General features: G+C 58.9%; 13 protein-coding genes. 1 reads left to right on the forward strand and 12 read right to left on the reverse strand.

Features of this window, described 5'->3' with window-relative positions:
• Positions 1-13: 13 nt before the first annotated feature.
• The 4 genes from H9C73_RS06210 to H9C73_RS06225 all read right to left on the reverse strand — a co-directional run bounded on the left by H9C73_RS06210 (position 14) and on the right by H9C73_RS06225 (position 4,445).
• Positions 14-847 (reverse strand): M48 family metallopeptidase, encoded by an 834-nt coding sequence (locus tag H9C73_RS06210; RefSeq protein WP_209286940.1) that lies wholly within the window; start codon positions 845-847, stop codon positions 14-16.
• Positions 848-1,049: 202 nt separating this feature from the next.
• Positions 1,050-1,979: an electron transfer flavoprotein subunit alpha/FixB family protein gene (locus H9C73_RS06215; RefSeq protein ID WP_209286941.1), complete on the reverse strand. Its 930-nt coding sequence runs from the start codon at positions 1,977-1,979 to the stop codon at positions 1,050-1,052.
• Positions 1,976-2,728: an electron transfer flavoprotein subunit beta/FixA family protein gene (locus tag H9C73_RS06220; protein WP_209286942.1), complete on the reverse strand. Its 753-nt coding sequence runs from the start codon at positions 2,726-2,728 to the stop codon at positions 1,976-1,978. Before H9C73_RS06220 ends, H9C73_RS06215 begins: the two co-directional genes overlap by 4 nt.
• A gap of 58 nt (positions 2,729-2,786) precedes the next feature.
• Entirely contained in the window at positions 2,787-4,445 is a 1,659-nt protein-coding gene (locus H9C73_RS06225; RefSeq protein WP_209286943.1) for an AMP-binding protein, read from the reverse strand.
• Between the two features lie 197 nt (positions 4,446-4,642).
• Here H9C73_RS06225 and H9C73_RS06230 point away from each other — a divergent pair, with 197 nt between their 5' ends.
• Entirely contained in the window at positions 4,643-5,647 is a 1,005-nt protein-coding gene (locus H9C73_RS06230; protein ID WP_209286944.1) for an AraC family transcriptional regulator, read from the forward strand.
• On the opposite strand, the gene H9C73_RS06235 is transcribed toward H9C73_RS06230, so the two are convergent.
• The 8 genes from H9C73_RS06235 to H9C73_RS06270 all read right to left on the reverse strand — a co-directional run bounded on the left by H9C73_RS06235 (position 5,626) and on the right by H9C73_RS06270 (position 14,788).
• The gene (locus H9C73_RS06235) at positions 5,626-6,531 is read right to left on the reverse strand and encodes a LysR family transcriptional regulator (RefSeq protein ID WP_209286945.1); all 906 of its coding nucleotides are present in this window, start codon (positions 6,529-6,531) and stop codon (positions 5,626-5,628) included. The genes H9C73_RS06230 and H9C73_RS06235 overlap by 22 nt on opposite strands.
• On the reverse strand, positions 6,524-8,221 hold the full coding sequence (locus tag H9C73_RS06240) for a dipeptide ABC transporter ATP-binding protein (protein ID WP_209286946.1): 1,698 nt from the start codon (positions 8,219-8,221) through the stop codon (positions 6,524-6,526). Before H9C73_RS06240 ends, H9C73_RS06235 begins: the two co-directional genes overlap by 8 nt.
• Positions 8,218-9,459 carry an ABC transporter permease gene (locus tag H9C73_RS06245; RefSeq protein ID WP_236014120.1) on the reverse strand — a complete coding sequence of 414 codons (1,242 nt, stop codon included), beginning with the start codon at positions 9,457-9,459 and terminating at the stop codon, positions 8,218-8,220. The genes H9C73_RS06240 and H9C73_RS06245 overlap by 4 nt, the downstream gene beginning before the upstream one ends.
• A 1-nt stretch (position 9,460) precedes the next feature.
• Positions 9,461-10,651, reverse strand: coding sequence for an ABC transporter permease (locus H9C73_RS06250; RefSeq protein WP_209286948.1), 1,191 nt, complete (start codon positions 10,649-10,651; stop codon positions 9,461-9,463).
• Between the two features lie 49 nt (positions 10,652-10,700).
• Positions 10,701-12,743, reverse strand: a complete 2,043-nt coding sequence (locus H9C73_RS06255; protein ID WP_209286949.1) for an ABC transporter substrate-binding protein — start codon at positions 12,741-12,743, stop codon at positions 10,701-10,703.
• A 17-nt stretch (positions 12,744-12,760) separates the two neighbouring features.
• On the reverse strand, positions 12,761-13,447 hold the full coding sequence (locus tag H9C73_RS06260; RefSeq protein WP_209286950.1) for an HAD family hydrolase: 687 nt from the start codon (positions 13,445-13,447) through the stop codon (positions 12,761-12,763).
• A complete protein-coding gene (locus H9C73_RS06265) occupies positions 13,444-14,268 on the reverse strand; it encodes an alkaline phosphatase family protein (RefSeq protein WP_209286951.1) in 825 nt (274 codons plus the stop codon). The genes H9C73_RS06260 and H9C73_RS06265 overlap by 4 nt, the downstream gene beginning before the upstream one ends.
• 169 nt (positions 14,269-14,437) lie before the next feature.
• A complete protein-coding gene (locus H9C73_RS06270; protein ID WP_209286952.1) occupies positions 14,438-14,788 on the reverse strand; it encodes a cupin domain-containing protein in 351 nt (116 codons plus the stop codon).
• Between the last annotated feature and the right edge of the window lie 2 nt (positions 14,789-14,790).

The raw sequence follows: 14,790 nt of genomic DNA on the forward strand, positions 1-14,790 counted from the left end.
TAGTCCAGACTCATCAGCGCGGCTTAAACTGGTCACACTCTGGTCTGCGACCCTGCGCCAGTGCCTGCTGGTAGAGTGGCATATAGGCCTCAACCTGGGCATCCAGTTGACGGATGCGCGTGCCCGGTGCCGGATGAGTCGACAGCAACTCTGGCGGTTGGGCATTGCCTTTTTGCGCCATGTTCTGCCACAGCGTCACCGCCTCTCTGGGATCAAAGCCCGCCTGTGCCATCAGGGACTGACCGAGCTTGTCTGCTTCCGACTCATGCTGGCGACTGTAGGGCAGCAGAACGCCGTATTGCACCCCGAGCCCCATCGCCAGTATGGCCGCCTGTTGCGTCCTGGTGTCGACCCGATCTGCCAGTGCAATCGTGGCCGCCGCCATGCCCAGTTGGGTCAGCATTTGCTGACTCATGCGCGCATTACCATGCTGCGCCAGCACATGGGACACTTCATGGCCGATCACCGAGGCCAGCTGATGCTGATTCTCGGTCAGTTTCAGCATCCCGGTATACACCCCCATCTTGCCGCCCGGCAGTGCAAAGGCATTCACCGCTTCGTCCTTGAACACAACCAGCTCCCAGTCCTGAGGTGCGTAGCCATACTCACGCGGCACCTGCATCAGAATCGCATCGGCCACACACTGCACGTAGCGGTTGGTGCGAGCATCCGTTTCAATGTCGAGCTTCTGCTTCATCTGCTCAAACGACTGGCTCCCCATCGCATTCATCTGCTGCGGAGAATTCAACAACAGGGTGCGCTCGCCCGTAGGTGATACGGAACAGCCTGCCATCAGCAGGGATGACAACAGCGCGATACCTGCCTGTTTTATGCGTTTGGTGAACATCAGCGACTCTCTCCTGTGTGCTGCTGACCTGAGGGCACTGACCCGGGTCAACGGCATGATTCATGACAGGCCGTTATCCATATGCCTGCGTTTTAACAGGCCCAATGGTATCACGAGGAGAGCATGTGGGAGGGTGAGTACGGCGCATTGAAGGACAGAAAAGCGGGCACCGGAACCGGTGCCCGCCGAGGTCATGCTAATATCAGAGTCGGCTTTCCAGCTCGGGCACCGCCTCGAACAGATCAGCCACCAGACCATAATCCGCCACCTGGAAGATCGGGGCTTCTTCGTCCTTGTTGATCGCCACGATGATCTTGGAGTCTTTCATACCCGCCAGATGCTGGATGGCACCGGAGATACCCACGGCGATATACAGTTCGGGCGCCACCATCTTGCCGGTCTGACCCACCTGCATATCGTTGGGTACAAAGCCAGCATCAACGGCAGCACGGGATGCACCCACGGCCGCGCCCAGCTTGTCAGCGACCTTGTTGAGCATGTCGAAGTTTTCACCGTTGCCCATGCCACGACCACCGGAGATCACCACAGAAGCAGCGGTCAACTCAGGACGGTCAGACTTGGCCAGCTCTTCTCCGACGAAGCTGACGTCTGCATGCTGGTGCACGCTGTCACAGGCCTCAACCGTTGCACTGCCGCCACTGGCTTCAGCCGCATCAAAGGCGGTACCGCGCACGGTGATCACTTTCACGGCATCTGCGGATTTGACCGTGGCAATGGCGTTGCCTGCGTAAATCGGACGCTTGAACGTGTCCGCCGCTTCCACGGCAATGATATCGGACAGCTGGTTGACTCCCAGCAGCGCGGCTACACGCGGCGCCAGGTTTTTACCGGTCGTGGTGCCCGGTGCCAGGATGTGGGTGTAACCTTCGGCCAGTTCCACCACCAGCTTGCTGACATTTTCTGCCAGCTGATGCGCATAGGCAGCGTTATCCGCGTGAATGACCTTGCGGACACCGGCAATTGAGGCAGCGGCCTCGGCAGCCGGCTGAGCATTTTCGCCCGCGACCAGCAGGTCGATATCGCCGCCGATCTGCTGCGCTGCCGTCACCAGGCTCAGGGTGACCGGCTTCAGGGACTGGTTATCGTGTTCGGTAATAATCAGAATGCTCATGCGACCACCTTTGCTTCATTGCGCAGTTTATCCACCAGCTCCTCAACCGAGCCAACCTTGATACCCGCCTGGCGCTCGGCCGGCGGTTCAACGCTGAGCAGTTCAACTCCGCCCGCCAGCTGGGCGCCCAGCTCGTCCGGCGTTTTTACATCCAGCGGCTTGCGCTTGGCCTTCATGATGTTGGGCAGAGACGCATAACGCGGCTCGTTCAGACGCAGGTCGGTCGTCACGATTGCCGGCAGCTTGAGGCTCAGCGTCTGCAGGCCACCATCGATTTCACGGGTCACCTTGAGCGCATCCCCTTCAACCACCACTTCTGATGCGAAGGTCGCCTGAGGACGATCCATCAGTGCAGCCAGCATCTGACCGGTCTGGTTGTTATCGGAGTCGATCGCCTGCTTGCCGAGCAGGATCAGATCGGCTGACTCTTCCTCGGCCACTTTCTGCAGGATACGGGCCACGGACAGGGAGTCCAGCTGATCCTGTGCGTCGACCTGGATGGCACGGTCGGCACCCAGTGCCAATGCGGTGCGCAGCTGCTCCTGGCAAGACTTGCTGCCGATGGACACAACCACAACTTCTTCTGCGGTGCCCGCTTCTTTCAGGCGCACGGCTTCTTCAACCGCGATTTCACAGAAGGGGTTCAGGGCCATTTTGACGTTGGCCAGATCGACGTCGGAACGGTCGGATTTGACACGTACCTTCACGTTGTAGTCGATCACACGTTTGACGGCTACGAGTACTTTCATGTTGATACCTTTATCATTCTGTTTGGCTGGATGGAGGCCTTGCGGCCTCCCGGGCGATTCAGGCTGATGCTGCATCCGCCTCTTCAGCCGCCTGCTTGCGCAGAAGGAAACGCTGGATCTTGCCGCTGGAGGTCTTCGGCAGATCGGTTACAAATTCAATTTCACGCGGGAACGCGTGCGTGGACAGTCGATTGCGCACGTGCTGCTTGAGCTCTTCCGCCAGCGCTTCGTCCGCATCGTACTGGGGATGGGTCACCACATAGGCCTTGACGATGGCGCCACGCTTCTCGTCCGGCTTGCCGACCACCGCACTCTCGACCACGGCTTCATGTTCCAGCAGGGTGCTCTCCACATCGGCCGGACCGATGCGATATCCGGCCGACGCGATGATGTCGTCGTCACGACCGGTGTAGGAGTGAGAGCCGTCACCGTTATTGATCACGATATCGCCGGTCAGATAGTACTTGCCGTGATACGGGCTCTTTTCGCCCCAGGTGTAACCCTGGAAGAAGTAGAGCGGTGAATTGTCCATGTCTACGGCCAGCTCCCCGCTTTCACCCGGGCCCACTTCGTTGAAGTTGGCGTCCAGCGCGACCAGACGGTAACCCGGCAGCTGGTAGCCCATGCTTGCATCGCGGTGCGGGTGGTCCAGTTCGTGGAAATTGGCTGAGGTCATGCCGGTTTCGGTCTGACCGTACTGGTCACAGACGGTGCAGTCAAAGGCACGCTTCACCCAGGTCACGATTTCCGGGTTCAGCGGCTCGCCAGCACTGCTGGCCACACGCAGATCGATTTCCGGGTAGTCCTTCAGCAGCGCATGGTTGGCCTTGAGCATGCGGTAGGCCGTCGGAGCAGCCGCCAGGTTGGTAATCTTGTACTTGCGCAGGAACTCAAAGGTGTTGTCTGCCGTAAAGCCCGCTTCGTTGAAGTGAGTCGTGCAGCCCAGCAGCAGCGGACCTACAACCGCGTAGTACAGGCCATACGCCCAGCCCGGGTCAGCCACGTTCCAGAAGTTGTCCGTATCACGCAGGCCGATGGCATAGCGCATGTAAACGTAGAACGCCGGCAGCGCCTTGGTCGGGATGGTGACACCCTTGGATTTGCCGGTGGTGCCGGAGGTGAACATCTGCAGGAAGGGGTCTTCAGGCCCCAGCTTGACCGGCTCGAAGCTGTCGGACTGCTGGTCGAGGGTTGCATAAAACAGGTTGTCGGCTTCACCGGCCAGCGGATGGTCGGCCTCGGCAACCAGCATGGTTTCAGGCACCCCATTCACTTCTGCCAGTTTGGACCACTGATCCGGATTGGTGATGATCAGCTTGGTATCCGCCTTCTGCACTCGGTACTCGATGGCACCCGGACCAAAGGCCGTGAACATGGGCTGGTAGACTGCACCGGCACGCAGCGCACCCAGAACGGCAATCATCAGCTCCGGGGTACGGGTCAGCAACGCGGAAATGCGGTCGCCCTTGCCGATGCCCCGCGACTTGAGGAAGTTGGCGAACTGGGCGGAACGCTTCTGCAGCTCACGGAAGGTCATTTCACCGCTGGTGCCATCGGCCAGTTCATAGCGCAGCGCTACGCGGCTTTCGTCGTCGGCCCAGCGATCGCAGATCTCCTCGCACACGTTGAGGCCTGCGTTAAAATCGCCCACGAAGTTCTGTATGATCGACTCCGGCGTGAAGTCCTTGATGAAATCGTTGTAGCTGATCTTGTCCATACTGAAACCTGTTTATTGTTGTAATCCGGCTTGCCACCTGAGGCGGTGATCCATGCAAGAATGCTCAAGAGCAAGGGTTTTCCCTTACTCTGCAGTATGAAGGCAGGTTAATGTAAAGATCGGCTCCAACAGAATGACAACATCCAACAGATAAATTGACATTTTTTGCAGGTCTGTCGACCGGGTAGCCAACTTTCATGGAAAACCTGACATTCTCATCTCACTATGCCCGCGCCATGCTGCACGGGGCGCAAAGCCAGGGGCTGGACGTGCCGGCCATACTGGCCGAATGTGAGATCGACCCGGACCTGATTGCCCAACCCAAGGCCCGTATTCGCAAGGAGCAGTTCATTCAGTTGTTCCGGGTTATCTGGCGCGAACTGGATGACGAATTCATGGGCCGCACGCGCAGCCCCTGCCGGGTGGGCCACTTTCATCTGATGGGCTCGCTGGTGGTGCACAGCAGCAACCTGCAGGAAGTGATCGAGCAGAGCATTCGCTGCTACCGGCTATTCTCCGATGACATGCGTTTCAACCTGAATCTGGACGGAGAAGAAGCCGAGCTGAGCCTGACGCACACCCACCCCGAGCTGGATCCGGACAACTTTCTGGTGGAGTGGCTGTTGATGGTCTGGCACCGGTTGGTCGGCTGGCTGATCGGGCGCAAGATCGTGCTCAGTCACGCCACCTTTACCCATGCCCTGCCGGCTCACTTCGATGAATACCGCTTTATTTACCCCTGTGAGTGCCAGTTCGAGCAGGAACGAAACAGCATCTTTTTCAGCAAGAACTACCTGAGCATGCCGGTGACACGCACCAGCAGCGAGTTGGACGAGTTCATTATCTGCTCCCCGCGCGACCTGCTGGTCTGGACCGACGAGGACGACAGCCTGAGCACCCGCGTGCGCAACCTGCTGGAAGGCTTTACCGAAGGCGGCCTGCCCAACCTGGACTGGGTCTCCGAGCAGTTGCACACCACCTCCTACACCCTGTCACGCAAGCTGAAGGCAGAAGGCACCTCCTACCAGAAAATCAAGGACAACCTGCGCCGTGACCAGGCGATCATGATGCTGACGCGGCAGAATCTGAGCATCGGCGAAATCTCCAGCGAGCTGGGGTTTGCCGAGCCCGGCGCCTTCTCCCGCGCCTTCAAGCACTGGACCGGCGTTAGCCCGCTGGCCTACCGGAAGCAGGAAGCCTGAGACTCGCCCAGCACCTGCATGGTCAAGTCCACAAAACAGCGCACTTCCGGCAGATCCGAGCGCCCTTTCAGCCACACCACGTGCTCGGTTACCGCTGCCGAGGCCTCCTGAATCGGTACTACGGCGTAACGCCCCTCAGCCGGGATATCGCCACGAAAGGCAAAACCGATCCCCAGATCATGCGCGACCGCTTCACAGATATCAGTCCGGGAGTCGATCAGAATCGTGGAGTTGAGCGCCAGCCCGGCCTGCTGCACCAGGCTGTCCAGCAGCTGCTGGGTATAGGAGTAACGGCGCGAAAAAATCAGCGACTCGCCCTCAAGCTGATGCAGTGACAATGACGATAGCCCGGCAAGCGGATGGTTCAGGGGCACTATGGCGATCAGGTCATGATCCCGATACGCCAGCCGCGACAACCGTCGATCCTCCCAGTGCATGGGAAAAAGCCCGATATCCACTTCCCGGTTGGCCAGCACCTGATGGCACTCATCCGTGGTCGCCGTATGCAGGTTAAGCGCCACATCCGGGTAGGCCTGTGCAAAACGGGCGATTAATGGCATGAATACCAATGGCGAGGCCGTTGCAATTCGGATCTCTTCAAGACGTGCCCCTTCCCCCGGCGTAATCAGTGCCTGAACACTCTGGTCCAGCTCGGAAAACTGGGCTGTCAGCCGGTACAGCCGCTGGCCCAGCTCCGTCAACCGCAGACCGTTGCCGACACGCTCCAGCAAGGGTCCTTCAAAGCGCGATTCCAGCTTGCGCATCTGCGCCGTGACTGCCGGTTGACTGACCGACAAACGCTGCGCCGCGCGAGTGAAATTGCCTGCCAGTACCACCGCGTTAAAGGTACGAATTTCCGGCAGCGACAAATCGGACTCAGCCATGCGCCACCACGGAATCAAGCGCTGCGGTGCCTTCAAGCAGTCCACGCTCCGGACGCTTCAGTGTCGGGATGGCCGCAATCAGAGCCTGTGTATAGGGCTGCCTTGGCTGCAGGAAAATCTGGCGCACGCTACCCTGCTCCACCAGCCTGCCGTGCTGCATCACGCAGACATGATCACAGAGGTTGGCGACCACACTGAGGTCATGGGAAATAAACAGGATGGTCAGCCCCATTGCGTCACGCAGTTCCTTGAGCAGCTTGAGGATCTCGGCCTGGATCGATACATCCAAAGCCGCCACGGCTTCATCCGCCACCAGAAAACGAGGATTTGCTACCAGCGCACGCGCGATGCTGATGCGCTGGCGCTGACCTCCGGAGAACGCATGCGGGAAACGGCGCAGATGGCTCACATCGATGTGACAACGCTCGGCTACTTCAAGCACACGTCGGTCAACTTCATCGCGATTGCGACAGAGCCCCAGTGCTTGCAGGGGTTCCGCGATGATATCCCGGATGGTCATGCGCGGGTTCAAAGAGCCGTACGGATCCTGAAACACCAGCTGGGCCACTTTGGCCAACGGCCTGCGCTTGATCTTCTGTCCAGCCTTCAGCTGCAGCGGGGCGTCCAGATGGTACTTCACGCTGCCGGCCGAGATCGGCGCCGCGCCCAGCAAGGCCTTGCCCAGGGAGGTTTTGCCGGAGCCACTTTCCCCTACCAGGCCAATGATCTGCCCGGCTGGCAGGTCCAGATTCATGTTCGGGACCGCCTGAAAGGGTGCCTGCCCCGGCCCGCTGGCGGGATAGGTGATCGACAGGTCACGCACACTCACCAGTGGTTCAGGCGTTGTGACAGGTGGCTGTGGCAGTTGCTCAAGATGGGGTAGCGCATCCAGCAGGCGACGCGTGTAGACATGCTGGGGCGCGAAGAGTACCCGGTCCGTGCTGCCCGCTTCCACAGCCTGCCCTTTTTTCATCACCGTCAGGTTATCGGCGATGCGGGAGATCACCCCAAGATCATGGGTGATAAATAGCATGGCCATGCCAAACTGCTCTCGCAATTCCAGCATCAATTCCAGCACCTGCGCCTGCACGGTCACATCCAGTGCAGTGGTCGGCTCATCGGCAATCAACAGGCGGGGCTGCGTGGAGAGAGCCATCGCAATCATGGCACGCTGGCGCATGCCGCCCGAGAGTTCAAACACATACTGATCAAATCGGCGTGCCGGCTCTCGAATCCCCACTCGCTCGAACAGTTCAATCCCCTGCCGCCGTGCACTGGCATAGTCCACGCCGGTATGCAGCTGAATCGTTTCGGTGATCTGCTCCCCCACCCGGATGGCAGGGGCAAAACTGGCCATGGGCTCCTGAAAGATCATGGAGACCTGCCCACCACGCACCAGTCGCAGGTCCCGACCGTGCAGCCCCATCACATCGATTTGCCGCTGACCATCGTGAAAATGGATACGGCTGTGCGCAGCAACATCCGCATTGCCGGGCAGCATGCGCATGATGCTCTTGGCGGTGATGGACTTGCCGGATCCGCTTTCGCCAACCAGTCCCATTACTTCGCCCGGCTGCACACTCAGGCTCAGATGATCCACGGCCCGCTGAGGCCCTTCGGGGGTATGGAAGTCAATACACAGGTCCCGTAAATCCAGCAGCGGCTCAGACATCATTTGATTGATACTCATCGTTTTCGCTCCGAATAGGGGTCGGCCGCATCACGCAGCGCATCACCGACAAACACAAACGCCATAATCAACAGTACAAACACGCCCACCGGTGCAAACTGCCACACCATGTTTTGTTGGATATCCGGATCCTGCGCTTTCTGCAACAGAACTCCGAGGCTGTTGACCGGTTCGGTCAGCCCGAGCCCGAGAAAACTCAGGCTGGTTTCTGCCAGGATCACGTAGGGGAAGTTAATCAGGGTATCCACGATGATGTAGCTGGAGAAGCTGGGTACCAGATGGCGCCAGATAATCCGGCTGCTGCTGGCACCGGACAGCCGGGCCGCCAGCACATAGTCCTGATTACGTTCGGTCAGAATATGGGTGCGCAAACGGCGGCCCAGTGCGGCGAAATCCAGCGCACCGATCACCACAGCAATGGCGAAGTAGCGCTGTACCGGCGTCAGGTCAATCTGTGACAGGGCCACCGCACAGGCCAGATACACCGGAATGGGCGGGATCACGCGCACGGCTTCCGTGATCGACATCAGCACCGCATCGACCTTGCCACCGCAATAGCCACTGATACCCCCGACCAGCAACGACACGAACAGTTTCACCGCAAGCGCCACCAGCGCAATGCTGATAGTGACCCAGATGGCATGCAGCGTTCGACTGAACACATCCTTGCCGTCCTCATCGGTGCCAAACAGGTGGATCTGTCCCTGATCAACACCGAACAGGTGCCGGTCAGAGCGAATATCGATGCCCAGCCACTCAACCTTGAACAGGCTGTACTCCCAGCCTTGTACCCAGAACTGCAGGTACCGACGCTGGTCCGTCTGCTCGATAAAGCGGTTCTGGCTGGATGCACTCAGGCTGTCACCGGAAGTCAGCGCATCCAGCGCATTCAAGTCGCCCCCTGCCAGGCTGCTCAAGTCCAGCTTGGGCACCTCCTTTACATAGGTATAGGTAAACGGGCGCAGGGAGCAGCCGTCGGCATCGCAGAACTGAATGCTCTGTGGTGCACCGCGGCGATAGTCCGGATTCGCCCCCTCGATTCCGGGCGCATTGGGCGAAAAGAAGGGCGCAAAAAAGCCCATCAAAACCAGTAAGCCCAGCAGGCCTCCAGCCACTACACCTGTGGTATTGCGCAGGAAACGGGCCTTGATCAACGCCAATTGCCCGGCCGTGTAATATGACTCGTCAGCCTTGAATGCGGTGTGCTGGCCACGCCAGCGGGCGATCAATCCGGCCATTTCAATGTCCTCCCCCATTCATCACGCTGTTGCGCACCCGAGGATCTACCACGGCCAGCACCACATCGGTGATAAAGTTCATGCTGATCACCACCAGTGCCACCAGAAACAGAATACCGGCCGCCAGCTCCTGATCGTTCGTCATGGCCAGGGCTTCGATCAGCAGTGCAGCCGCATCGGTCAGCCCGATCACCACCGCCACAATCGGCAGGTCGTTGAAGATCCTCTGATAGTCAAATCCCACCGAGTTGAACAGCGGGCTGATAGAATGGCGTACCGGATAACGCGTCCAGAGACGCATGCCGTCGATGCCCCTTGCACGCGCGGCTTCCACATACAGCTTGTTGGACTCATCCACCACCAGGGCGCGAACGGTCTGAAGCTGGAGCGCTGTGGCCGCCCAGCCAATCACCAGAATCGGCAGCCAGATGTGACCCAGAAAGTCCTGCAACTTGCCCCACTGAAAGCCGGTCTCGGCAAACCAGGGCTCACTCCGCCAGGCATCAGAGAACAGGCCGGTCGGCGTGGGTTCACCGGCAAAGACATAGAGCAGGATAATGCTCAGAGCGAGCAGGAAGTTGGGCAACGCCAGGCCTAGATAACTGAGCAGTCGAAGCTGAAGGTCAGCCAGCTTTGCCAGTATCAGCCCCAGGCTGTTGCGCACACGGCGCACCGGGCTGTGATGAGCCTTGCGGTCCAGCCAGGGCTTGTTCAGTGACCAGGCCGAAACAATGCCGAACGGCACGGCAATCAGGTAGGCGAATATCAGACCGGCGATACAGAAACCGAAGCTGAGCCAAAACCGATCCCCCAGTGCCGCATTCACGGACTGACGCTTGGAGCAGCTGAAGCCTAGGTCTCCCTTGGTGCCCAGATCAAACACCCAATTCGCCCAGCGTACCGGCAGCGGCTTATCCAGCCCCATACGAGCACGTTCGGCCGCCAGCTGAGCCTCGGTAATCACCTCACCCTGGGTGTTTTTGTAGGCGATCATCTTCTCGGCACAATCACCCGGAAGTACTTCCATTAGACTGAACACGATGGCACTCACCAGCAACAACGTGCCCAGGGCAAGCAGGTAACGGTTGAAAATGTAGTGAAACAGTTGGCTGCGTCGACTGCGCGACCAGAGCAACGCTGCCGTGGCCAATAGCAGCCACAGCAGCCAGGTATCAGACAAAAATGCTAGCATGGTTTCTTCCGCTCAAGACAGCGCCCCGGCCGAAGCCGGGGCGGTCATATCAGTCTTCCAGGTACCACTGCGTCGGCAGGTAGGGATACATGCGGTAATAGTCGTAAGAGGAGGTTTTGGGCACCTCAAAATTTTTCAGCTTCTTGCTGAAGTAGACCGGTGCCACCGCCTTGGCTGTACCGATGATGAACAGGTCATCGACGGTCAGCTGGGCAATATTGCGGCCAATTTCAGCCGACTCATCCGACCCCAGAGCCTTCTGGGTGAACGCCTCTGCCAATGGCAGCATATCCATCACCGACTGCGGTGGCTGACTGCCTTCGGCACCCTCGGTCTGCAGATAGCGTGCCCACTCCATGCCCGTACGCAGATCGAAGAAGGTGCCATAGGGCGGAATCAGCCAGGAGGAATCACTGGCAACCACTGCCTGCGGACGCCCCATGGTCCAGGTCAGAACGCTCAGATCATTGGCGGTCTGTGAGTTGCGGTACTCGTCAGAGGTCACCTCTTTCATCGACGTGCGCACACCCAGATCACGCCAGTTGGCACTGATGATTTCCACCACCTTGGTGGCAATACCCTGAGTGGCGTAACGAATATCCAGATCCAGGCGTTTGCCGGACGGCAGGTCCCGCCAGCCATCACCGTCACGGTCTGTCAGGCCGGCGGCGTCCAGCAGACTCTTGGCCTGTTCCGGGTTGTATTCGATGAAGGCATTTTTCTGTGTATCGGTGACAAAAGGAGCCGTATCCGGGTCAAAGGCGGTGTACTGCATTGGCTTGCCCAAACCGAAGTACGCGACTTCGTTGATACGTTCGCGGTCGATGCCCAGCGACATCGCCTGACGGAAGTCGACCTTGTTGAACAGTGCACGCTTTTCGGCGTCCTTGTCAGTCAGGTTGAATGCAATGGTCGACAACCCGATGGTCGGGCGCAGTGCAATCTCATAGTTGCCCTGCTGACGGTTTTCCAGCAGCACAGGCGCAGACGGCAGGTTCACCGCCTGAGCCTTGTAGTCCACCTCACCGGCGATCATCTTGGCGGTCTGAATATCTTCGTCACCGATATAGATTTCGCTGATCTCGTTGATGTAAGGCAGCTGCTGACCGGCGGTATCAACCTGGAAGAAATAGGGGTTGGCCACCAGACGGCGCCCCTCCAGGGTGTCTTCAATGACGATGTGCGATTCAAGCGTGGGCGCAACGGCTGGAAGGCCGGCACCCTGCAGGCGCTTGACCGCGTCCTTGTCTTTCAACAGCGGCGTCGGTACGTCTTTCCAGTCGGACTGGCCATAGTAGAACGTCAACGCCGCATAGCCGTCTTCAAAGCCCAGTGACTGTGCCAGTGCGTCTGCTTCCGGGTTGATTGCCGGGTGGAAACGGCCCAGCAGATGTTTGGGCTGGAACGGCTGCGCATAGTCATTGGCAAACATGGCGGTCAGACCGGGGCGAGGCGCATTCAGCGTGAAGCGCACTTGGGTCGGGCTGAGCGCTTCCACGGTCATCGGCTTGCCTTCGGACAGGAAACGGTCCTTAGGCTTGGCCGTGACTTTCGGATCCATGATCAGGTGGTTGTACCAGAAGGCAATATCCTCAGCCGTGAACGGCTCACCATCGGACCATTTATGACCTTCACGCAGTGTCAGGGTCAATTCGGTGAAACCAGCGTTCCACTCCCAGCTCTTGGCGACGTTGGGCACGATGGTGCTCAAGTCATCGCTGAAACGCAGCAGGTTGACATGACGCACAGAGAGCAGGTCTGAGGTGCCGGACTCCGTCGCCTTGGAGATACCGTCCAGTACCCCGCCGTACTGGCCAATCTTGCCGTAGGGCGCAATCACCAGCGGCTCCTTCGGTAGCCGCTGTGCCAACGGCGGCAATTCAGGATTACCCGAGATGCGCTGGTTCAGTACAGCAATATCCGGGTTGGCCTTGAAGCTCAGGGTGCAGTTGTTGAGCTGCTCGTAAGCACTACGCTCATACAGATGCGGAAACTCGCCGCCGGCATCGGGTCCGGTTATGGCCGGACAATTGGCCCAGGCCGGAACGGAGGTCAGTGCAGCGAGGCTCAGGGTCAGTAAACGCTTGCTCATCACAGGTGCTCTCTTGGTTATGGAGTCATTTGAAGTGGCGTGTGCGGGCCACGCATCCAGTGCAAAATCGGCCAGCCACGGGTACGGGCCAACCGGCTCAACTCAGGGTCAGGGTTAACCACATGCGGCTTGTCGCAGTGCTCCAGCAGTGGCAGATCGTTGCGTGAGTCGCTGTAAAAAAGGGTTTCGCTGATCGCAAGGGGCTGCCCCTGCAACCAGTTCTCAAGGCGCTGAACCTTGCCTTCACGGAAGCTGGGCGTGCCGAGAATCCCGCCATCGAGCCGCCCATCGGGCGTGCGTGACAGATCGATTGCGAGTGCATGGGGCACGTCCAGCGCGGCAGCGACGCGGTGCACGATAAAATCGGCCGTCGCGGAAATGATGATGCAGCAGTCACCGGAACGGCGGTGGGCATCCAGCCGTTCCCGGGCCTGTGGAAAATGCCGGGGCAACACTCGATTGCAAACAAAGTCATCAACCTGCTGCTGCAGTGACTCGGCAGACAGGTGGCGCACCGGAGCGGTCATCACACGGATATAGGCAGCCATATCCAGCGTACCGCGGGCATAGGCCTGCATCAGCTCGGCCTCCTGCACCAGCAGCTCGGGACCGGCCAACCCCTGCTCCACCAGATAGGCACAGAACAGGGAAGCGGTATCACCGCCGACCAGGGTTTCATCCAGATCAAAGATGGCCAGCTTCATGCCGTTACCCTCAACATCCCGGCGGGCACAGCCTTGGCATGCCCTTCCACCCCCAGCAATTCACATACCAGGCCGCAGATTTCGGTTTGTTGTGGTTGCGCAGCGGCAGCCTGTGCAAATGCATCACCTGCCACCCACAGGGGCACCTGACGCTCCTCCGCCAGCGTACCGCCATGGCTGCGGTCGTTGTTCATGCCATGATCTGCCGTCACCAGCACCTGATAGCCAGCCGCCAGCCACTGAGGCAGGTGGTGCGACAGCAAGCCATCCATACGACGTGCTGTATTGCGGTAATGGCTGCTGTCGTAGCCGGCACGATGCCCGGCGTCATCCACATTCATCGGATGCACCAGCATGAAATCCGGCTGATGACGGCGCAGCAGCCAATCGGCATCCAGCATCAGATGCTCGTCAGGATAGTGATCCTGGTGATAAAAGCAGCCGTGCTGAATCGGCAGTTCCGGGTCGTCGGTAAAACGATCGCGCTCTGCCATGTAAGGCGCACGGTTATAGAGCTCACTGAACCAGTGATAGGCCGCAGCAGCCGTTCTCAAGCCGGCTGTACTCGCCAGACTGAACACACTGCTCTGATTGGAAAGCCGAACGACCCGGTTATGGGTAACACCACTTTCAATCGGCGTAGCGCCAGTCAGCAGCGTTTCATACAGGGGGCGCGAGAGAGACGGCAAGGCACAGTCAAGTGCATAGCGGGTTGCCTGCCCGCTGTCACACAAGGCCTGCATGTAGCCCATACAGTCACGGGCTGTTTCGGCTGCCAGGCCATCAATAATGATCAGAATTACGGGGTGTTTCGCACGCATACTGCATCCATCCGATGCCAGCCTCTGCTGGCGTGTGCTTGAATTCAGATGTGATGCTAGAGATGCCGGATGATCAATCCGTTACAACAAGAAGATATCTTTATGAAGGGAATAAAGCGGTGCTTATGAATATAAGCACCGCTTATGCGGCGTCATTAAAATGCAATATCTAATCCATCCCATGTATCGCCTTCCAGTTGCCCGGATACACGGCATAGAAGATGCGTGCCTGCTCGCCCTCGTATTTCAATTCGGTGCCTTCGGGTATCCAGATGATGTCACCCGCCTCCCCTTCAAGCGTCCCCTCAGTTGTGACCAGGCGGAAAACGCCATCAATCACGAAGATAACCTCATCATAGAGGACGGTCCAACTGATGGAACAGGCATCGAAATGCGCCACGCCGGCGCCCATGGTGGCGCTGATATCGGTGCTGACGGCCCGTGCAACACCGGCGTCGCCGGGCGGGCCTCCGCGGTGAACATAGGAAAGGCTGCTGGCTTTGATCAGTTTTGCTGACATGG

This window comes from Marinobacterium alkalitolerans, assembly GCF_017776525.1.
Taxonomy (GTDB): Bacteria; Pseudomonadota; Gammaproteobacteria; order Pseudomonadales; family Balneatricaceae; genus Marinobacterium; species Marinobacterium alkalitolerans.

Coding starts and splice junctions, on each gene's coding strand:
- H9C73_RS06245 (WP_236014120.1), bottom strand. CDS start 9,459: ATGGCCGGATTGATCGCCCGCTGGCGTGGCCAGCACACCGCATTCAAG.
- H9C73_RS06225 (WP_209286943.1), bottom strand. CDS start 4,445: ATGGACAAGATCAGCTACAACGATTTCATCAAGGACTTCACGCCGGAG.
- H9C73_RS06250 (WP_209286948.1), bottom strand. CDS start 10,651: ATGCTAGCATTTTTGTCTGATACCTGGCTGCTGTGGCTGCTATTGGCC.
- H9C73_RS06210 (WP_209286940.1), bottom strand. CDS start 847: ATGTTCACCAAACGCATAAAACAGGCAGGTATCGCGCTGTTGTCATCC.
- H9C73_RS06215 (WP_209286941.1), bottom strand. CDS start 1,979: ATGAGCATTCTGATTATTACCGAACACGATAACCAGTCCCTGAAGCCG.
- H9C73_RS06220 (WP_209286942.1), bottom strand. CDS start 2,728: ATGAAAGTACTCGTAGCCGTCAAACGTGTGATCGACTACAACGTGAAG.
- H9C73_RS06255 (WP_209286949.1), bottom strand. CDS start 12,743: ATGAGCAAGCGTTTACTGACCCTGAGCCTCGCTGCACTGACCTCCGTT.
- H9C73_RS06235 (WP_209286945.1), bottom strand. CDS start 6,531: ATGGCTGAGTCCGATTTGTCGCTGCCGGAAATTCGTACCTTTAACGCG.
- H9C73_RS06260 (WP_209286950.1), bottom strand. CDS start 13,447: ATGAAGCTGGCCATCTTTGATCTGGATGAAACCCTGGTCGGCGGTGAT.
- H9C73_RS06270 (WP_209286952.1), bottom strand. CDS start 14,788: ATGTCAGCAAAACTGATCAAAGCCAGCAGCCTTTCCTATGTTCACCGC.
- H9C73_RS06240 (WP_209286946.1), bottom strand. CDS start 8,221: ATGAGTATCAATCAAATGATGTCTGAGCCGCTGCTGGATTTACGGGAC.
- H9C73_RS06265 (WP_209286951.1), bottom strand. CDS start 14,268: ATGCGTGCGAAACACCCCGTAATTCTGATCATTATTGATGGCCTGGCA.
- H9C73_RS06230 (WP_209286944.1), top strand. CDS start 4,643: ATGGAAAACCTGACATTCTCATCTCACTATGCCCGCGCCATGCTGCAC.